The sequence below is a fragment of the Priestia sp. ST2 genome (assembly GCF_055810735.1).
In genome coordinates this window covers 670,290-689,285 of sequence record NZ_JBVVNT010000004.1, presented here as the reverse complement: position 1 = coordinate 689,285, position 18,996 = coordinate 670,290, and the positions used below count along the sequence as shown (strand labels likewise).

20 protein-coding genes and 6 tRNA genes are annotated in these 18,996 nt (G+C 39.3%); 19 read left to right on the top strand and 7 right to left on the bottom strand.

The features are described from left to right. The first annotated feature begins 40 nt into the window (after positions 1-40). From AC0KUU_RS21085 to AC0KUU_RS21055, 7 genes are all read left to right on the top strand, one after another. Positions 41-892 (top strand): tyrosine-type recombinase/integrase, encoded by an 852-nt coding sequence (locus tag AC0KUU_RS21085; RefSeq protein WP_043981051.1) that lies wholly within the window; start codon positions 41-43, stop codon positions 890-892. A 340-nt stretch (positions 893-1,232) separates the two neighbouring features. Beyond that, positions 1,233-1,309, top strand: a tRNA-Ile gene (locus tag AC0KUU_RS21080). A 15-nt stretch (positions 1,310-1,324) separates the two neighbouring features. After that, a tRNA-Ser gene (locus AC0KUU_RS21075) sits at positions 1,325-1,417 on the top strand. Between the two features lie 18 nt (positions 1,418-1,435). Beyond that, positions 1,436-1,512: transfer RNA gene (locus tag AC0KUU_RS21070), tRNA-Met, on the top strand. 10 nt (positions 1,513-1,522) lie between these two features. Then, positions 1,523-1,607 (top strand) — tRNA-Leu (locus AC0KUU_RS21065). A gap of 9 nt (positions 1,608-1,616) precedes the next feature. Then, positions 1,617-1,693 (top strand) — tRNA-Arg (locus tag AC0KUU_RS21060). A 106-nt stretch (positions 1,694-1,799) separates the two neighbouring features. Next, positions 1,800-1,890: transfer RNA gene (locus AC0KUU_RS21055), tRNA-Ser, on the top strand. Between the two features lie 343 nt (positions 1,891-2,233). Here AC0KUU_RS21055 and AC0KUU_RS21050 read toward each other — a convergent pair. After that, positions 2,234-3,409, bottom strand: a complete 1,176-nt coding sequence (locus AC0KUU_RS21050; RefSeq protein ID WP_025750788.1) for a NupC/NupG family nucleoside CNT transporter — start codon at positions 3,407-3,409, stop codon at positions 2,234-2,236. Positions 3,410-3,842: 433 nt separating this feature from the next. Between AC0KUU_RS21050 and AC0KUU_RS21045 the strand changes: the two genes are divergently transcribed. Next, on the top strand, positions 3,843-4,508 hold the full coding sequence (locus AC0KUU_RS21045; RefSeq protein ID WP_043981053.1) for an MOSC domain-containing protein: 666 nt from the start codon (positions 3,843-3,845) through the stop codon (positions 4,506-4,508). A 57-nt stretch (positions 4,509-4,565) separates the two neighbouring features. Here AC0KUU_RS21045 and AC0KUU_RS21040 read toward each other — a convergent pair whose 3' ends face one another. Further along, entirely contained in the window at positions 4,566-5,411 is an 846-nt protein-coding gene (locus tag AC0KUU_RS21040; protein ID WP_043981056.1) for a C40 family peptidase, read from the bottom strand. A gap of 514 nt (positions 5,412-5,925) precedes the next feature. On the opposite strand from AC0KUU_RS21040, the gene AC0KUU_RS21035 reads away from it, so the two are divergent. Next, positions 5,926-6,840 (top strand): DMT family transporter, encoded by a 915-nt coding sequence (locus tag AC0KUU_RS21035; protein WP_043981058.1) that lies wholly within the window; start codon positions 5,926-5,928, stop codon positions 6,838-6,840. A 48-nt stretch (positions 6,841-6,888) separates the two neighbouring features. Here the strand turns inward: AC0KUU_RS21035 and AC0KUU_RS21030 are convergent, their stop codons facing one another. Then, a complete protein-coding gene (locus tag AC0KUU_RS21030; protein WP_013058258.1) occupies positions 6,889-7,539 on the bottom strand; it encodes a DUF975 family protein in 651 nt (216 codons plus the stop codon). A 193-nt stretch (positions 7,540-7,732) separates the two neighbouring features. Between AC0KUU_RS21030 and AC0KUU_RS21025 the strand changes: the two genes are divergently transcribed. Continuing rightward, entirely contained in the window at positions 7,733-8,086 is a 354-nt protein-coding gene (locus AC0KUU_RS21025) for a DUF4181 domain-containing protein (protein WP_043981060.1), read from the top strand. Positions 8,087-8,120: 34 nt separating this feature from the next. Here AC0KUU_RS21025 and AC0KUU_RS21020 read toward each other — a convergent pair whose 3' ends face one another. Then, positions 8,121-9,134 carry a S66 family peptidase gene (locus tag AC0KUU_RS21020; RefSeq protein WP_322552325.1) on the bottom strand — a complete coding sequence of 338 codons (1,014 nt, stop codon included), beginning with the start codon at positions 9,132-9,134 and terminating at the stop codon, positions 8,121-8,123. Positions 9,135-9,282: 148 nt separating this feature from the next. On the opposite strand from AC0KUU_RS21020, the gene AC0KUU_RS21015 reads away from it, so the two are divergent. Beyond that, a complete protein-coding gene (locus AC0KUU_RS21015; protein WP_322552324.1) occupies positions 9,283-9,795 on the top strand; it encodes a sigma-70 family RNA polymerase sigma factor in 513 nt (170 codons plus the stop codon). A 19-nt stretch (positions 9,796-9,814) separates the two neighbouring features. Further along, complete coding sequence (locus AC0KUU_RS21010) at positions 9,815-10,978, top strand: DUF4179 domain-containing protein (RefSeq protein ID WP_322552323.1); 1,164 nt, start codon at positions 9,815-9,817, stop codon at positions 10,976-10,978. Between the two features lie 45 nt (positions 10,979-11,023). On the opposite strand, the gene AC0KUU_RS21005 is transcribed toward AC0KUU_RS21010, so the two are convergent. Then, positions 11,024-11,443: a MarR family winged helix-turn-helix transcriptional regulator gene (locus AC0KUU_RS21005; protein WP_016765035.1), complete on the bottom strand. Its 420-nt coding sequence runs from the start codon at positions 11,441-11,443 to the stop codon at positions 11,024-11,026. A gap of 145 nt (positions 11,444-11,588) precedes the next feature. On the opposite strand from AC0KUU_RS21005, the gene AC0KUU_RS21000 reads away from it, so the two are divergent. The 3 genes from AC0KUU_RS21000 to AC0KUU_RS20990 all read left to right on the top strand — a co-directional run bounded on the left by AC0KUU_RS21000 (position 11,589) and on the right by AC0KUU_RS20990 (position 14,025). Beyond that, positions 11,589-11,936: a DUF6054 family protein gene (locus AC0KUU_RS21000; protein ID WP_028409537.1), complete on the top strand. Its 348-nt coding sequence runs from the start codon at positions 11,589-11,591 to the stop codon at positions 11,934-11,936. A gap of 205 nt (positions 11,937-12,141) precedes the next feature. After that, positions 12,142-12,525 (top strand): FixH family protein, encoded by a 384-nt coding sequence (locus tag AC0KUU_RS20995; RefSeq protein WP_013058250.1) that lies wholly within the window; start codon positions 12,142-12,144, stop codon positions 12,523-12,525. Positions 12,526-12,819: 294 nt separating this feature from the next. Then, entirely contained in the window at positions 12,820-14,025 is a 1,206-nt protein-coding gene (locus tag AC0KUU_RS20990) for a hypothetical protein (RefSeq protein WP_322552322.1), read from the top strand. Positions 14,026-14,163: 138 nt separating this feature from the next. Here AC0KUU_RS20990 and AC0KUU_RS20985 read toward each other — a convergent pair whose 3' ends face one another. Next, positions 14,164-14,544: a VOC family protein gene (locus AC0KUU_RS20985; protein WP_098432470.1), complete on the bottom strand. Its 381-nt coding sequence runs from the start codon at positions 14,542-14,544 to the stop codon at positions 14,164-14,166. 329 nt (positions 14,545-14,873) lie between these two features. Here AC0KUU_RS20985 and AC0KUU_RS20980 point away from each other — a divergent pair, with 329 nt between their 5' ends. Beyond that, complete coding sequence (locus AC0KUU_RS20980) at positions 14,874-15,041, top strand: hypothetical protein (protein ID WP_098247867.1); 168 nt, start codon at positions 14,874-14,876, stop codon at positions 15,039-15,041. A 232-nt stretch (positions 15,042-15,273) separates the two neighbouring features. Here AC0KUU_RS20980 and AC0KUU_RS20975 read toward each other — a convergent pair whose 3' ends face one another. Beyond that, complete coding sequence (locus tag AC0KUU_RS20975) at positions 15,274-16,203, bottom strand: DUF3298 and DUF4163 domain-containing protein (RefSeq protein ID WP_043981075.1); 930 nt, start codon at positions 16,201-16,203, stop codon at positions 15,274-15,276. Positions 16,204-16,633: 430 nt separating this feature from the next. Here AC0KUU_RS20975 and AC0KUU_RS20970 point away from each other — a divergent pair, with 430 nt between their 5' ends. Genes AC0KUU_RS20970 through AC0KUU_RS20960 form a run of 3 tightly spaced genes read left to right on the top strand, consistent with a single transcriptional unit; the run spans position 16,634 to position 18,996 of the window. Continuing rightward, positions 16,634-16,891 carry a FeoA family protein gene (locus AC0KUU_RS20970; RefSeq protein WP_013058246.1) on the top strand — a complete coding sequence of 86 codons (258 nt, stop codon included), beginning with the start codon at positions 16,634-16,636 and terminating at the stop codon, positions 16,889-16,891. Next, entirely contained in the window at positions 16,884-17,615 is a 732-nt protein-coding gene (locus AC0KUU_RS20965) for a FeoB small GTPase domain-containing protein (protein ID WP_136789775.1), read from the top strand. The genes AC0KUU_RS20970 and AC0KUU_RS20965 overlap by 8 nt, the downstream gene beginning before the upstream one ends. A 13-nt stretch (positions 17,616-17,628) precedes the next feature. Beyond that, positions 17,629-18,996 carry a nucleoside recognition domain-containing protein gene (locus AC0KUU_RS20960; protein ID WP_409233869.1) on the top strand — a complete coding sequence of 456 codons (1,368 nt, stop codon included), beginning with the start codon at positions 17,629-17,631 and terminating at the stop codon, positions 18,994-18,996.

Below are 18,996 nucleotides of genomic sequence, written 5' to 3'. Positions count from 1 at the left end.
TGTTTTATGTAATTTATTAGTACATGTAGGAGGATTTAGAGTGAAAAAAAATAGCCTAGAAGTTATTCCGTTGATTGATGACTTTAGCCGATGGTTAATAGAATCAGGCAAATCTGATAATACGATTAAAACCTATCGAGCAGTGCTAAACCAATTTCATGAATGGCTTCTAAGTGAAGGTAGACATTTAGAGCAAGTAACAAGAAATAATGTCCAAACTTATATGATTAACCTTGAATCTAATAATAAAAGTGCGTCGACTATAGAAAAAGCTTTTGTCACAATTAGCGTTTTTGCACGCTTTCTTGAAAAACCAGAAATTGTTCAAAATATTGAACGTAAACCAAAAGAGAAAAATAACGAGGTTGTACCAGAGTCATTAGAAGCAAGTGAGCGTGAGCGCCTTTTATCTGAAGTAAATCAACAGGGAAACCTTCGTGATATTGCTATTGTATATACTTTATTACATACAGGGATTCGAGTATCAGAGATTTGTGCTTTGAATCATAAAGACGTAAAGATTAACAAATCTGACGGTTTTTTAATTATCCGTAATGCTAAAGGGTCTAAAAAGCGACTTGTTCCTCTTTCTACAGAAGCAAGAAATAGTTTAAAGAGATATATTGATTCACTTGATTCTAATCATGAAGCTTTATTTGTCTCTAATTTTGATAGAAGAATGTCTGCACGTACGGTTCAGTACATGTTAAAAAAATATAATGTAAATCCTCATAAATTACGTCATACTTTCTGTCATGAGTTAGTTAAGAAAGGGATAGATATTGCAACAGTTGCCGAATTAGCAGGCCATTCTGATGTGAATGTTACAAAACGATACCTAAAATCTTCTACAAGAGATTTAGAAAATGCGATTACGCAAACCTTTTTATAAAAATAAGCTCTGTAACAAGAATCATGATTCTTGTTACAGAGTTTTTTTATTTAGGTGTATGTTCCTACTTAATAATTGCAAAATTAAGTATCAAAACACAATTTACATAGATGTTGACTTCTACGAAACTATAAGGTAAAATAATTTTTGTTGGTAGCGAAACAAATATTAATTATTAACTTACTAGTGCATGTTTCATATGAAGGGGTAGCATACGGATAAATGTGACTGACTATAAAAAATTTTCATACTTATTGATGGCATAGTCAAGGTCTGCAATACCTTTATCACCGGTTCAAATCCGATTGCCGTCTCCACATTCTAATAGAGAACTTAGAAAGGACCTTTAGCTCAGCAGGTTAGAGCAGACGGCTCATAACCGTCCGGTCGTAGGTTCGAGTCCTACAAGGTCCACCATTGAACCTGAAATATGGAGGAATACCCAAGTCTGGCTGAAGGGATCGGTCTTGAAAACCGACAGGGGTGTCAAAGCCCGCGGGGGTTCGAATCCCTCTTCCTCTTCCATTATATCTTTGTTATTATCGCGGGGTGGAGCAGTTCGGTAGCTCGTCGGGCTCATAACCCGAAGGTCGCAGGTTCAAATCCTGTCCCCGCAACCATTTTTCACATGCGGATGTGGCGGAATTGGCAGACGCGCTAGACTTAGGATCTAGTGTCTTATGACGTGGGGGTTCAAGTCCCTTCATCCGCACCATTTTAGGAAGCGCCCGTAGCTCAATTGGATAGAGCGTTTGACTACGGATCAAAAGGTTAGGGGTTCGACTCCTCTCGGGCGCGCCATAAACGGGAAGCAGCTCAGTTTGGTAGAGCCCAAGTCTGATGAGGTCGGTGTCAAGCCCACTTAGGCCTACTATTATTCCACAGTATCTCAGTGGGAGATCCATACAGAGAAGTACCCAAGTGGCTCAAGGGGCTCCCCTGCTAAGGGAGTAGATCGTTAACGCGGTGCGAGGGTTCGAATCCCTTCTTCTCTGCCATTTTATAATTTTATCTGGTCCGTTGGCCGAGTGGTCGAGAAATTGTCCTTTTAAAAAGGTAACACGGGTTCGAATCCCGGACGGGTCATTACAAAAAAGGCAGTTTGCTGATAAAGCAAGCTGTCTTTTTATTGGATAAGAGATATTGCTTTAATCCATTATGTAAAACTAATTTAAATGTTATTAGAATGAAGATAAAAAGCATTTGATAATAGTGCCGATAACTCGGAGTATGTCAACAGAGATATTTAATAAATTTCAACATTGTAGAAACGCTCCAGCTATAACCCCAAAAGAACCAGCCCCAACAAAAAAGCACTCACCAAAAGTGAGTGCTTTTCCATTAAATAAACAATCCAACCATAATACCTGTTAATATCGATCCCATTGTCGCGACTAACAGCATCTTCAAGCCGAACTTCGCAACGCGTGAAGCTTGTTCGCCGTTGATTGCTTGGATCGTACCAAGAACGATACCAATTGAGCTGAAGTTTGCAAATGAGATTAAGTAAGCTGATACGATACCAACCGTTTTTTCAGAAAGGTGAGGCATCATTTTTTGGAAGTCAAGCATGGCAACGAATTCGTTTGCTACTACTTTTGTTCCCATTACGCCGCCGGCTCTCATTAGTTCATCTGCCGGAATACCCATGATAAAGGCAATTGGGTAGAAGATATAGCCTAAAATGTCTTGAACAGTTAATCCGATGACGCCGTTTAATACGTAGTTCACTAATGCTAAAAGACCAACGTACGTTACAAGCATCGCTGCTACGATTAACGCAACGCGTCCGCCGTCTAGTGCTCCGTCGCCGATTGCTTCAAACAGCGTGCCTTGCTTAGCAGGTGCTTTGATATCGACTTCGTTTTCATCTTCTACTTTTACAGGCGCAACGATAGAAGAAACAATTAAGCCAGAGAATACGTTTAGCGGAAGGGCAATTAATACGTATTCCGCCGGAATCATCTGCATGTATGCGCCTAGAATCGAACAAGAAACGGATACTAATGATGTTGTTGTAACGATAAATAAACGGTTTGGTGTTAAACCTCCGATGTGGTTTTTCACCGCAATTAGCGCCGTTGTATCACCAAAAATCATTGCGTTCACGGCTGTGAAGCTTTCAATTTGAGGAAGTCCGGTAATTTTTGAAACAAGTCCTCCGATATATTTGATCCCAAAGGGTAAAATACGAGAGTAGTTTAAAATACTTAATAATGCTGAAACGAATACAATCATAACTAACGTTTGGATAAAGAAAATGCCTTTTCCTGCAAGATCTCCAAACACGAACGAAATTCCGTCGTTACCAAATGATAAGATCTTTGTAAATACACTTGTGATAAAGTCAAGCACCTTGCGACCAATCGATGTATTCATCATAAAAGCAGAGATAGCAAGCTGGATAACCAGCATAACTGCGATGCCTTTATAGTTGATAAGTTTCCTGTCGTTCGACATGAGGAATGCAACTGCTAAGATAATTACAATCCCGATAATTCCCATTAAAATTGACATTTACTTTTCTCCTTACATGTATTCTATATTTATAAAAGAGGGACGTGCATAGAAATGACTATGTAAATCGGCCTCTATTTTATACAAAAACGGAACTTTTACGCCAATTTTGTTAAAAATGGGCAAAATTTTTTAGGCCATTGTAAAAAATGACGTAATTGTAAAATAATATTTACTATGTGCTATTATGTAAAGAAACATGCAGAGCTGACATAATAACTTATATTTCGACAGCCTCTACTATCTTAAATCATTTCGAACAAAAGAAAAAGAGGAAATGAAGATATTTTTAATATAATTGTGAAATATTTTTTAAACTTTCATGATATTGCCAAGATTTTAGTGGGATACACAAAAGATAAGAACGCCATCTTTAAAATGTGGTAAAATATGACGTAATTAGTAAGGGAAAAAGGGGAAGGGAGAGGTACAAATGAATGAACGTAAAATAATTCATTTAGCAACCGGAATGCCTGAACAAATGGCTTACAGTCCTGACAAAGAAATGCGTACAGGCATATGCAAGAAGCAAGTAGACGAAACGTTTTTAGCAAAAGAAGGGTTTCAAGGTGACGGCGTAGCGAACTTAAAGTATCACGGCGGTCCGGATCGTGCGGTGTGCGTATATCCGTATGAGCACTATAAGAAATGGAACGAAGAGTTTGATACGGAGCTCCCAATGTCTGCGTTTGGAGAAAATCTTGTTGTTGCAGGCATGATTGAAAAAGACGTATGCATTGGAGACGTTTATCAAGTAGGAGACGCCGTTATTCAAGTGACGCAAGGTCGAAATCCATGCGACACGATTACAAAGAGAACGGGCGTTAAAGGGATTTTAAAACGAATGATTGAGACAAGCTATACGGGCTACCTTTGCCGCGTGCTGAAAGAAGGTACGATTACGCAAGATGCGGAAGTGAAATTGATTGAAGCTCATCCAAACCAAGTATCCGTTTGGTTTACGCTTGATTTATATTTCCATCGTTCAAAAGATGTAGAAGGGATGAAGCGGGCTTTAGAAGTAGCTGAGCTGGCTGAAGACTGGAAGCATAAATTTCAAACGCGTATTGAAAAGGCGCTTTCCGTCGCGCAGAGATAAAAAGTAAATGCCCTCTAATCGTTAGAACGTATCTAACGATTAGAGGGCATTTTTTTCTTAGAAGCGTCCGTATCCTAAGAAATGATCTTGGTAGTAAGAAACATCTAGGTCAGCTACAGCTACACCGTGTGAACCAGCATGAATCATTTGGCCGTTTCCGATGTAGATTCCCATGTGAGATGGGCCGCTTGTGTATGTGTTTTGGAAGAATACTAGATCTCCTGGTTGTGGAGACGAAATTTTTGTCGCCATGTTCCAGTAGTTGGCTACGCTTGTACGTGAAATGCTGTGACCGCTATGGTTGAACACGTATGCGATAAAGCCTGAGCAGTCAAAACCGCTTGGTGTGTTTCCTGCCCATTGGTAAGGTGATCCTACTAAACTACGTGCAACATTTACTGTGCTTCCAGAAGCCGTGCTTGTTGTTGGAGCAGGTGCTGGTGTGCTTGTTTCTTGTGCTGCAGATGTAGATGCAGATGCTGTAGAAGTAGAAGGAGTTGATGTGCTTACACCTTTTACTTGGCTTGCGCTGGGTTTACCTGATGCAATTGTTACGTAGCTTGAGCTTTTTGAAATCCATTTGTTTGGTGCAATTTCAACTAAGCCGTTTGCTTCTTTTAAAATAGCAAACTCTTGACCTTGTGTTGCAGTTCCAACGACTGGAGATGAAAAGCTAGCTCCTTGACGAATATTTAACGCACTCACGTTTACGATGACTTTTTGATTAGTAGTAGTAGTTGCTTGTTGTTGAGGTACGCTTGGCGTTACCTTTTCTTGTACGGGTGCTGGTGCAGCGCCTCCGTCATTAGCACTTGCTGAAGTTGTGCTAAATGTTAGGGCAGCGGGAACAAGTAATGCTGCTAACCCCATATTCATAACTGTACGATTTGCTTTCTTTAGCATGTTCTTTCTCCCTTTCCATAACTTGTTTTATTCACAAGTGTGAGTCTATCAATCCTGACAGGAAAAGTAAACATCTAATTCCAAATTACGACATTTTGTAACATAGTTTTAATATTAAAGGGCGATATAAGTAGAATTGTCACCTTCTCTGTAATAATTCTGACAATTTATCTAGGTAGAAATGTTTAGGAGATTCATAGATTTATTAGAAAATATGTAAGCTAAATGAAAAAGGGGAGCAGAAACCCAGCAGCTGAATGGCTTCAAGGCTTTTAGGATGTATAAAAGCTATAGATAAAAAGTGATATCGTCACTAGCCATGCACTTTATTTTTTCTGGGTGAACACATAGAAAAGAAAGATACGCTGTCATAAAAGAAACTCAGTTACTATAACTGCTATACATAAATTACATCAAAAGCATCCAGTTGAAGTGAGCAAAAAAGAAGCGTAGTATACAAGGAGGAATGAACGCGTGAATCATTTACATTCATATACGTAGGAGTGGTTGTTGTATGAAACAGTCATCATCTTTTATTAATGGGATTCTTTTAGCTGCTCTTGTACTAATTTGGGGATTAACGTGGCCGATGTCGAAACTGGCACTTGGCTATTCATCGCCTATTTTGTTATCTGGACTGCGGTCATTAAGTGCGGGAATCATCTTATTAGCAGTCGCACTGCCAAGATATAAACAGCTTCACTGGAAGCAGAACTGGCGTAAATATATGGTGTCAGGTCTATTTAATTCAATCTTATTCTACGGTCTGCAAACGATTGGACTTATGTTTATGCCAGCAGGGGTCTTCAGCGTTATTGTCTACTTGCAGCCGGTGCTCATCGGCATCATTGCATGGATGTGGATTGGAGAAAGCATGAACGCTGTGAAGATAGGGGGTTTGCTTCTTGGTTTTGTAGGTGTAGCTACCATCAGCACGGGAGAATTATCTGCTAATGCTTCAGCCGTTGGAATTCTTTTAGCTGTCCTTACGGCACTGAGCTGGGCGATTGGAACCGTTTATATCAAGCGTATTAGCGACAGTGTAGATGGCATTTGGCTTATTACCGTTCAAAGTCTTGTCGGCGGAGTGGTTATGACAGCAGCTGGAAGCGGAGTGGAAGGATGGTCTCATATGGTGTGGAATTCATCATCTATGCTGCTGCTTTTATTTTTAGCACTGTTTTCCGTTGCTGTTGCGTGGCTCATTTATTTTTATTTAATCAGTAGAGGAGAGGCCAGCAAAGTGGCGTCCTTTAATTTTCTTGTTCCGATTATTTCAATTGTCATTGGCACGCTCTTTTTAGACGAACCGTTTACGTCGTCACTTCTTGTAGGGCTGGTGCTTATTATTATCAGTATTTATTTAGTGAATAAAAAAGCGAAGAATCAAAAGTTAAAGCCCTCTGATGGAGGAGACCAGGCAGCGTAAAGCTATCCATAAAAAAACCGTATTCGCAACTCGAATACGGTTTTTCGTTTATTCAGCGACTTCAGTTTCATTTGCTTTTAGCTTTTCATAAAATACGCCAAGCGAAGTTGTGACGTATGGAACGAGCCATAATAACCCAATGCCAAGCGTGATGATACTTAAAATTCCCCAGCCGATAAAGCTTAAAACAAGTAAAAAGTAGGTCCACTTGTAGCCGTTCATTAACCGTCTGCTTTCAGTAATAGACTGGTTGACTGAGTAATCAGGGTTATCCCGGAATACGTAGTAAGCCTGTGAATAGGCAAGGCTTTTGATGATGCCAGGAATAATTAATAAAATACTCCATAGCACGGTATAAATAATCGTTAGTAAGTAAAGTCCGAGGGTTCTAAAGTATAATCCCGCAGATGAAAACGAATCAAACACGTTTCCTACACGTACACTTTCTCCTCGCACCAGACGCAATAATACCCAGTAGTAAGAAAAGAAGAGCGGTACGAGCAGCAGGGATACAATATTAGCTAAGGTAGACTGAGAGTATTCGGTTTCGGACCCGCTTGGAAATCCGTTGATTAAAAAGTCAATAAGTCCTGGAATGCCGGCAGCAATTAGATACGTAACGAACGTAAGCAGTACGGCAAATCCCCAGCGGTTTTTCAGCGCTGCGAGTGCACCTTGCTTTACTTCTTTTATTCTCATAACTTGATGTCCCCCTCTAGGTGAGTTTATACAGAGAATTTAACCTGTACATTAGTCAATATATTAGCGATTTTTGAATATATGAATGCTTGCACTAATAAGTTGTGTAAAGATTTTTTAGACGCTTGAAATTTGTGGAAAGTTCTTTGGAATGGAAGTATAAGGATATTTCAGGTCGGAAGGAGGAATGAAAATGACGCTTGTGTATTTGCTGATTCTGGCAGTTGTTTATATCTTTCTGGATCTTGTCATGCGAAAAAAGCTCCATACAAAGATGAAAAAAAGCTATTGGAGAAGCTTTAAAGGAAGGCGTCCGCTGTTTGTCACAATTGAAATGGTGATGCTTGCTTCTTTTTTAGTGCTCATCTTCGTTATACCTCCAGCCTACACCTCGGTTTTTATGTTTCTTTTCTTTTTTTTCCTCTACGTAATTCGAGGTTTCGAAGAATGGAAGTTTGAAAGAAAGCAAAAAGAGCACTACCACTCGTGGTTTGGTGCAACTTTTTTCTTATTTGGGACGTTTATATTACTGATGACGGATATGTGAAAAAACAAGAGAGCAAAAAAGTTCTCTTGTTTTTTTATGTAAAGTATTGAACGACTGTGCCTTTGTTTTTCTCTACGTTAACACTCGCATACGCGCCGTTAATAAGCGTGAGCTGAGGAGGGAGGTGGCCGCAGTCGATATCATAGATAACTGGAATATGTAATTCGGAGGCAAGGTCGAGATACACATCTTCAGCGGTGTAGGAATCAACGGGCTTATTAGCGCTGCTTCTGCCGAATAAAATACCTGAGCAGTTATCAAACCAGCCCGCTAGCTTAAGCTGAAGAAGCGAGCGGCGAAGGTCAGCGGTCGTGAGTTCACAGTTGTCAAAGTACCAAATCACCGGCTCAGCAGGAATGTATTTTTCTCTAAACGTTTTTACATCTCCAAAAGGAGTTCCTACTAAGTGCCTGATCACGTCAATACATCCTCCGAGAAGACGCCCTTCGATGTGCACGTCGCTTAACTCTGTATGCTTCCAAGCGGTTTGTTCGGTTAAATGAAACACGCATGGTGACGGGGTGTTATGCTGCCATTCTTTTTGGTAACGATCAGAAGAAACTTGAGCCACGCTTTCTCCTTTTTTGGTCGTCAGCACCTGCTGCCACATCGCAGTCGTTGGATCCCAGTGCTCTCCTCGCAAGTCCACAAAGTTGGTTCCATGAGCCGTTGCAATCCCGGTGTTAAGTGTAATAGCCAGCAAAAGAACGCTGGTGTCAGAATAGCCAAGCACCCATTTTGCTGTCCATTTTGTAAAGTCGAGATGTTCAAGAATTTCAATTAGCAGCTCGCCTCCCCAAGGCGGGATAATGATATCAATGTTTCTATCTTCTATCATGGCTTGAAGCTCATTTGCACGTTTTTTAGGAGAAGCGGATTTTGCTTTATGCTGCGTCCACACGGTTTCGCCCGGTATAACAGAAAAGCCTTTTTCTTTCATGCGTTCACACGATAAAGAAAACATGGAATGAAGAGCTTGAGGTACACCAGAAGAAGGTGCGGTTATGCCGATGGTTGGGTTGGATGTAAAAAAAGGATAGGTAATCATAGCGGCCTCCTTCAAAGGTTTTAGCTTATTTTACCAGCGAGAGAAATACGGAACAAGCTTATTTTTCATTTAATTTAGGAAGATTGATAGGTTTTGTAAAAAGAATCCGTATTAATAGATGTAAAAGCAAGCGGAAAGGAGCAATGTCATGGAAGATGACTGGATTGTTACGTGTATAACGCGAAAAAAAGAAAAAGGATTAGAGCTGTTAATCGATCAGTACGGAGGGTTAATTACGGCCATTGTACGCAAGCATTTAGGCACGCTGAAAAGCTACGAAGAAGAATGTGTAAACGACGTATTGTTAGCGGTGTGGTATCATATTGATCGCTTTGATCCGGAGAAAAATACGTTTAAAAATTGGGTTGCAGCTGTTGCTAAGTACAAAGCCATTGACTATCAGCGCAAATACATAAAAACGCAGCACGAATCGCTTAGCGAAGCGGGAGTGGGTGAAACGTCAGAAGTTCATAACATTCAAACAAACGACGTGGAAGAACTTTTAGTTCACTTAAGCGAAGGAGACCGCGAGCTGTTTAAAGCGTATTACTTACAGGAAGTTGAGCTGAAGCAAATTGCTGAAACACAGCAGACTACCATCAGCAATTTATACAACCGGCTGTCGCGCGGACGAAAAAAATTAAAAGCGATTTTCAAATAAGAAATAAGGAGGGACAAAGATGAAAAATCAATATGACTTATTAAACGGATCTTCTGTAGATTTTGATGAATATGAAGAAATTGAGCTAACGGCAAGCGAGAAAAAGCGAATGAAAAAACGTTTAAAACGTGACATAAAGCCGGCGCGAAAAAAAGCGCGTCCGCTGATTGCCGCTGCGGTGCTGCTGCTTGCTGTGACGCCTGTGATGATGCAAAACGAAACGGTATGGGCATCGGCTGTGCGGATCAGTCAGCAAATTGGCCAGCAAATTGAGCTGCTTATGAACAAGCCTGAAGGCAGCTTGAGCAGCTATAAAAAAACGGTAAATGAAACAGCAACGGACCAAGGCATTCAAGTAAAAGTAAATGAAATGATGCTTGATGACGGACAGGTGCTGCTTGGATTAACGATCAGCGCAGATGAATTTAGAAGAACTGCACTAGGGCTTAACCGAGACGCGCCAATTCGCCCAGGAGAGCTGCGCGTGAAAATTGGCAACATGTCGTTTTTTGATTCGGCTTCAAGTATTAGAGAGGAACCAATCAAAAATAAAGACGGAAGCTGGAACTATCTGTACGCTTTAAAACTAACGCAAGCGGACACGAACGGAGACGGGAAAATCGATGTGGAAGGCTACAGTGTACTAGATCATATTGATCCGAATAAAAACTATCAAATCAGCGCGCAGTTCACAAGTCTAGAATTTGAAAAGAATCCTGCTCAGACGAAAAGCGGGAACTACCGGGATTCCTACGGAGAAATTAAAGGAAATTGGACCGTGCATACAAGCGTAAACGGCTCGAAAATTATTGCTGACACAAAAGTGTATCCGTTGAATAAAGAAGTTCCCATTAACGAAAAAGGAATAAAAGGTGTATTGTCCATCAAAGAAGTTCGCGTATCGCCTGTTTCAATTAAGCTGCACTATACATTTACATCGTCAACCGGAAGCATTCGAAACGGAACGAACGTGGGCGTAAAAATAAAAGACCAAAATGGAAGAGATCTTTCTGAAAGCGGCAGTGGAGGAGGAACAGACAAAGTGCTAGAAATGGACGAAGAGTACCGAAACGACAAAGGAGTGGTTATGCTGCGATTTGTTCCATATGTAAGTGATCATGAAAAGGACTGGTCAAAAGACTTAACCTCAGACGCCTTTAATTTGAAGGTAAACAACAAATAACAAAATAAAAACCAGATGCCTGCTTAGCGTGCATCTGGTTTTTTATTAGATATCCATTTTATTTAACAAGCGAAGAAACGTCTGTAATTCTTCATCCGTAAAATGGCTAAGCTTTTCACCATATTCTTTGGTGAGTACTTTTTCCATTTCTTCTGCAAACGCTTTTCCTTTATCCGTAATGGATAAGTAGACAACGCGGCGGTCTTTTTGACTGCGTACGCGCGTGACAAATTCTCTTTCCATAAGACGGTCGCTGACGCACGTCATGCTGCTGTTTGAGATGTGCATATGCTCTGCAATCTCAGAAACGATATGATTGCCTTCTTTATACAGCAGGCGAAGCGCTAAAAATTCATTTAAAGGAATATATGATTTTAAAGTGGGGATAACCGATAGCTGCATTTTTTTCGTTTGGTTTCGCATCGTGGAAACCACATTTTGGATAAGTTGATCTCGTGTATTCATAGAGGTTGTATGCTCCTTTTTCCGTTCAAACAATTCTTTTTCTTCTATTGTACCATATTGATTGTACATAAAGAGAAGCGGCAGGTTTTTTAGAGAAAAAAAGAGAAGTAGTACATATCTGTTGCGATAGAAAGGGGCTTGAGTGATGGAAAAAGTAATTGAGTTTAAAACGACGCTGCTTCCTTTTGATGGAGCAAAAAAGCTTGTGAATGCAAATAATTCGGAAAGTGACTTATTATACAAAGAATATTATGATCTCGGAGACGGCAAGCAGATGTGTACGCTTGTGTTTGAACGCTATTTTTTTCGCACCGGCGGCAGGGGATCACTAACGATTATTTTAGAAAATGTGTCCGGTCCAAACAAAGTAAAGTGTATTCCTTCAGGAAGCGCAGAAGGGATATTAAATATTGATTGGGGAGCAAGCAAAGATTTTGTACGATGGGTAGAAAACGCCCTCTCATCATACACGTTAGAAGAACCGCAGAGATAAAGGCAAAGCTGGGGAAGGCAATGAGCTTCTTCAGCTTTTTTTATAAAGCGAAGGGTGAGTAGAGAAATGAAAAGATGCAAAAGCTACTGTAGAAATAAGAACTTTATGTGGACAATAAGCATTTTTTCTCTTTTTACCGGATAAATGAGTATAATATGAAATTGCAGGAAGACTTCACATTTACATAACAAAGGAGAACAACATAATGAAAAAACTCAGCATCGTATTATTTGTTTTAATGATAGCTATAGTAGGCTGTTCAAAAGGAAATGATTCAAGTTCAAAAGAAGTAAAAGGAACGATTGAAGTACCGGAATCAATTCAAGCAAATGAACAAGTCAAGCTTAAAGTCCTTGTGACACAAGGAGATAAAAAAGTGGAAAACGCCGATGACGTACAGTTCCAAGTTGAAAAAGAAGGGTATATCAATCAAGAAATGACAAAAGCACCGCACGAAGGAAAAGGTGTATACAGCACGGACTATACGTTTAAAGAAGACGGCGAATATATGATTACCGCTCACGTGACGGTAGACGGTGACATGAAAATGTTTACGAAAAAAGTAGAGGTAGGTAAGTCTAAAGAGTAAAGCTTATAGTTAAATAAGGTGATTATATAGCCATGTAAAAAGAGAAGGCCACGCGCATTCTCTTTTTTTATAGGGTTGTTTTTTAATGTTTTTTACCGTTAACACGAAATGGTCCAATTTTTTAACCATTTCTTTTTCTCCTACACATCAAACTAAATATTGAGAAAATATGTTAAAATTAGGATGATGACAGTAACCTTATTTAACTAGCGGGACAGTCAAGTTGAACAAACCCTTTTTTCTAAAAAAGAATATTCTCTTTCCTTAGGGAATTAACAATTGGGGATGAAAAGAATGAATCATTTTCTGAATCAAATTGCCAAGGACTTAACTAACATGAACTTAGAAAGGTATTGGCCAAATTTCGAACTTGTTGCTTACGCATTGTACGATAAAAACAGTGTATTCCTGTTCAATCATCCTAGATATAATCAAGTTCCTCCTAAAACATATAAAATTTTAAAACGGGACGAGCAGTTTGTGGGAAATACGCTTATTCTATTTGATGGCTATCCTACGGCTATTGCTAATATGGAACTGTACGATGACTATGAAGGACTTTTTTCGATATTGGTTCACGAATTATTCCACGGAAATCAATATGTAAAAGGGGAAAAACGCTTTCCTGATGAAACGCTGGGAATAACCTATCCCTTAACAAAAGAGAATGTAGAAATTCGAAATCGGGAAAGAAAAAGTCTTTATAATGCATTGATAGAAACTGATATCAGTAAAAAGAAGCAGTATTTGAACGAGTTTATCAGCCTAAGGGAAAAAAGGGCAGAAGGAATAAAAGAGCATCTAACATATGAAAACTTAATTGAATCTGTTGAAGGACCCGCCTGGTACGCTGAAATAAAGGCTTTTTCAGAAAAATCTTCGCTCGCTGATGATTTGATTTTAAAAAAATATGAAAAAAATCTAATAGACGTAGTTGAATCCACTTCCAATATAAGGTGGAGCTGTTATAGTTCAGGCTTATTTATGTGTTTGTTGCTGGATGAATTGTCAACTGATTGGAAGGAAAGTTTTTTTGAGACTAAAACAACACTATTTGAGTTAATTAAACTTCTTGATATTGCCCCTCGAAAACAGGCAATTGAAGAGGTACAAATAAGCCCGGAAACAGAAGCAGCAGTAATTTTTGCGGTTGAATCAAGGAAGAAAGAACTTGATGAATTCGAAGCACAGATAGGAACCCATCTTTTTATCGAAGGAGAAATCATTGCTTTATCCTTTGATCCGATGAATATTGTCCCTTTTGAGAACAGGCTATTACATAAAAATTATATAAAAGTAAGGATAAATAACCAAGAATACCTTATTCAACAACCATCTCTTACCTATTGTGCGGATGGATTAAAAAATATAAATAAATTACTTATCCCATTAAAGGATAAACCATTGGAAACTGGTGATTCCCTTTTAATCGCCGGTATTGGAGAAATAATGGGGGAGTATACAATACAGGAAGATACGATCAATTTGGTTGTTAATTAGATTGTAAGGGCGCATTTTATAGGAAGCAAGGTCCCTTACATAATAAAGAAAACTCGCAAACTTCTATTGCGAGTTTTCTTTTGAGTTCCTACGATATAGCAACAATGTTTACGAAAACGGCTTTTCAAGAAGAATGCTTCAATCTACGTAATTGGATAATTCAATCAAATTGTGATCAGGATCTCTTACATAAACAGAAACGATCGGACCTACAGCACCTGTTCGTTTGACGGGGCCTTCTTCAATTTCTATATCATGTTTTTGTAAATGACTAATTACGCTTTCGATTTTTTCTTCTGTGATAAAACATAAATCAGCAGAGCCGGGAAGAGGATGCTTTGCTTTTGGCTCAAATTCATGGCCCGCTTGATGTAAGTTTATTTTTTGTTCACCAAAACGAAGCGCTATTCTTCCTTCTCCGAACGTTTCTTTTTTCATGCCTAAAATAACCGTATAAAAGTGAGTCGTTTTTTCAACGTCTTTTACCGTTAGCACAAAATGGTCTAATTTTTTAATCATTTCGTTTCCTCCTCACAATGTAAGCTTTCTTTCTCTGACGATAGGGTAAGTACTGGGTGAGCTTTGAGAAATTTTTCTATAAATAAGTATATCATTTGTAAAAAGGAGAATAGACAAAGACAGCTGTATGTCTATTTTCAGTTCAAAAGAGTGTTTTATAAATAGCTTGTTTTTTTAAATATTGTGGTTTTACACAATGCATTAAAGATTTATGGGATTTTATGTTAATATTAGATGAGAAGTGGCATTTATTTTAGTAACTTGGTCTGGAAAGTTTGTTGATTAGATGTGTTAAAAATTTAAATATATATATGAATGGAGAGGCTCGTATGTCTATGGGGATACTTTCTTTAATCACTTTTGTTGTCTGGTTTGCAGCCATTCAAGAGTTTTTAAAACCTGAAAAGAATCAGAGTAACCGAAAAATAATGATGTTAACATCCGCAGGCTCCTTGCTGACGTTAGTTCTGACCATTTCTCTTTTTCAAACACTATAAAAATACCTCAAAAAGCAGTTCTCCTCGGCTATCAGCAGCGTAATGTAGGCAGCCCTGAGTTCTTCCATGGCTGTATAATTTGATTTTCTGCAATATCCGAAAAAATGATGGTAAAAGGGAAGGGGATTAGGAATAACCTTTCTTTTTTGCTCCGCTTATTTTGCAGAAAAAAAGAAAAAGAAGCTTATGAACTGATGATTCGTAAGCTTCTTTTTTGTTTTATACGATTATCTTATTTATAAACGCTGGACGGGATTTTAAACGTATGAATGCCGTTAGAATAAGGGCCGTACTCATACTCACCAAATATAATGGCAATGCCGCTACTTGTGTAGTAAAACTGATCTTCTTTTAAGTTTACAGACTTAAATTCATTAACCCAGAACTGAGCACCTTTTTTATTGCGAGCAATCATTTCATTGCGAATATAGTTATTAACTTTATTCAACTTAGTGTTGTTGTTAATAATATCTTTTAAGCTAATTTGTCGAGCTTTCAATAAATCGTAATTATAAGTATCAATCCAAGCGTTGCCGTGAGCGCCGCCAGCGTACGCATCATTCGTAATAGCAACACTTAAAATATTATCTTGGTTGTAAGGTACAGAGTATGTCATATTACGAGAATAAGGACCTGGTGCCCAGCCGTTTTTACGGTCTTCCTTTTCCTGTTCTTTTAGCTCGTTGTGTTCTTTTTGTGCTTCTTTCGCAATGTTTAAAAATTTTCGATTATAGCTAGCTTCAAATGGTTTATTGATAAGGCCGGACACCTGCGGATAGCTAATGTTGCTTGCTAAAGATTTCTTCGTAACCGTTACTCCTAGTGCTTGAATTTTGTCACTAGGTGCTTTTTCATACTTAATACTTGATGACTTCTGAGCATAGGTACCCTTTGATACCCCATACAGACCACCAAATTTGCTGGACTCAGAATACACGCGGAATACTTGCCCTTTTGTCACTTTTCTAGCCGCTACTAACTTGTTGTTTTTAATGTTGTAAAGATTCGTGTTCTTTAAAACGGTAACGCGTCCTATTTGCCCTTTAACCAGTTCCTGATTCCCCCACACGACTTTTGCTTCTGCAACTGTTTGCGGAGCAAGCGGTGAGAATAACAAAGCCAAACCTAAAACAACTGCGCTAACTCTTTTGAACTTTTTCATAAAAGCCCCCTAAAGTGATTTTTTGAGGTTTTAAAGCTAATCAATACTTTATTTTCAAAAAAACCCATTTACTAGTATAGCATATTTTTACAGTTTTTCACTTTTGTTAATTCGTGTTTACTAAATTATTTTTCGACTTGATTCCTCTTATTAAATGATTAAATAAAATAGCCGGCGCACTTTATGCCTTCAGTAGAAATAAGAAAAAACACAGTATTTTACCCTAGACTAAAAAAGTTTCCTGTGGTAAACTTTCGGTATCATGACAGTAAAAACTGAAAATTTTAAATAAATTATGCTGACATGTTCATTTTTCTGCACCAGCAGAATACCCTATTAAAAATCAACGAGCATATTTTTTTTACCTTAAAAGTTGGTCTGATGAAAAAAACATAACCTTAGGTAAAAAATGAGAAGGGACGAAAAATAGATGGCTAGTGTAAATAATTATCCATTGTCTACATTTACGACAGGTGAAACGGTACAGCTAGAGCGAATCGAAATCGAAGGTGCCTTAAAGCGACGCTTGTTAGATTTAGGATTTATTCCAGGAGCAATTATCAAAGTGCTTCAAAAAAGCCCGTTAGGAGATCCTGTTGCCTATCAAGTCAGTCATACAACGATTGGTCTCAGAAAAGAAGAGAGCTCAAAAATTTATGTAAAAAAAGTAGGTGACGACGGTGAGTGAGTATCGTATTGCACTAGCAGGAAATCCGAACACAGGAAAAAGTACGTTATTTAATAGCTTAACCGGTCTTAAGCAGCATACGGGAAACTGGACGGGAAAAACCGTAGCCAAAGCAGAAGGGACGTTTGAACATCACCAGCAGCTCTACACAATCGTTGATTTACCTGGAACGTATTCACTTTATTCAAACTCAGCGGACGAAGAAGTAGCGCGTGACTATATTTTATTTGAAAGACCTGACGTTACGGTTGTGGTGGTCGATGCAACGGCGATGGAGCGAAATCTTAATCTAGCCCTGCAGGTAATGGAAATGACGGAAAACGTCGTGATTTGCGTGAACTTAATGGATGAAGCAAAGAAAAAAGGAATTGTGATTAATGAAAAAAAGCTCGCTGAATCGTTAGGCGTACCGGTTGTGCCTATATCAGCTCGCAATAAAAAAGGAATTACGAATTTGCTGGATGCGATTGAAGGAGTCGTGCGAGGGCAAGTAAATCTTAATCCTTACCAGGTGCAGTACACAAAAGAAATTGAAGCGTCACTAAAGGAGCTAGAACCTCAAGTCGCTTCTATTGTGGGAAATCAATTTCCTCTACGCTGGATTGCTTTACGGGTTCTTGATGGAGACACGTCATTTTTAGAAACCATTCAGCAGCGTCAGCAGCAAGATATCAGTCACACAGAAAGGAGGAACAGCGCATATGGGAAATCCGTTAACTCCTGAAAACTCATTAGCGATGGAACAGCTAACGCGCTATGCGCAGCAGGCAAAAGAAAAAGATCATCGTTCCAATATGGTCGCAAGCATTTACAAGTCGTCACAGCAAATATGTGAAAAATCAGTTGTGTACGAAGACCGCTCAAAGCTTCAGCGCACAGAAAAGTTAGATAAAGTCTTCACTTCGCCAATTTGGGGATTTCCAATTATGCTCGGTATTTTATCGGTGATTTTTTATATCACCATAGCCGGCGCAAACGTTCCTTCTGGATTAATCGCACAAGGTTTTGGCTGGGCGGAAGGATATTTAACAGCTTTCTTTCAAATGATGCATGCGCCGGAATGGCTGCACGGAATTCTTGTATTAGGACTGTTTCGAGGTACAGGATGGGTCATTAGCGTGATGCTGCCTCCGATGGCCATCTTTTTCCCGGTGTTTGCGCTTTTAGAAAACTACGGCTACTTGCCTCGCGTCGCGTTTAATATGGATCGTCTGTTCAAACGAGCAGGCGCACACGGCAAGCAGTCACTGACGATGGCGATGGGATTTGGATGTAACGCTGCAGCAATTATGTCAACGCGTATTATTGAATCGCCGCGTGAACGTATGATGGCGATTTTAACAAATAACTTTGTTCCGTGTAACGGCAGATGGCCTACGCTGATTTTGTTAGCTTCTTTATTTATGGCAACAGGCTTTACAGGGAGTGCTAAAACATTCGTAACGGCGCTTGTGGTAGTCGGAACGGTGTTATTCGGAATTGTGGTGACGCTGTTCGTATCGTGGGCACTTTCTAAAACGGCGCTGCGCGGAGTACCAACACACTATACGCTAGAGCTTCCGCCTTACCGCAAGCCGAAATTTGTTGATACGATTGTGCGCGCGACGCTGGATAAATCACTGTTTGTGTTAAAACGCGCGATTATTGTTGCAGCACCCGCGGCGGTGTTAACGTGGGTATTGGCTAATATCTATATCGGTGACACAAGTATTTTGATGCACTTCGTTCAGTTTCTTGATCCGTTCGCTAAGTCGCTGGGGCTAGACGGGTATATACTAGCTGCTTTTATCATTGGCTTGCCAGCAAATGAAATTGTTGTACCGGTTTTACTAATGGCGTATTTATCAACAGGCTCATTAATTGAAATTGAAGATGCAACTCGACTGAAACAAATTTTCCTTGACCACCACTGGACGTGGCTAACCGCTCTTAATATGATGTTGTTTTCGCTCCTTCATTTTCCGTGCGGAACGACGCTTGTGAATATTTATAAAGAAACCAAAAATGTCAAGTGGACGTTTCTTGCTTTTGCAATTCCAACAGTGATTGCGATTGGGGTTACGTTTGCGGTTGCTCAAGTGGTAAAAGCGTTTAACCTTATTTAA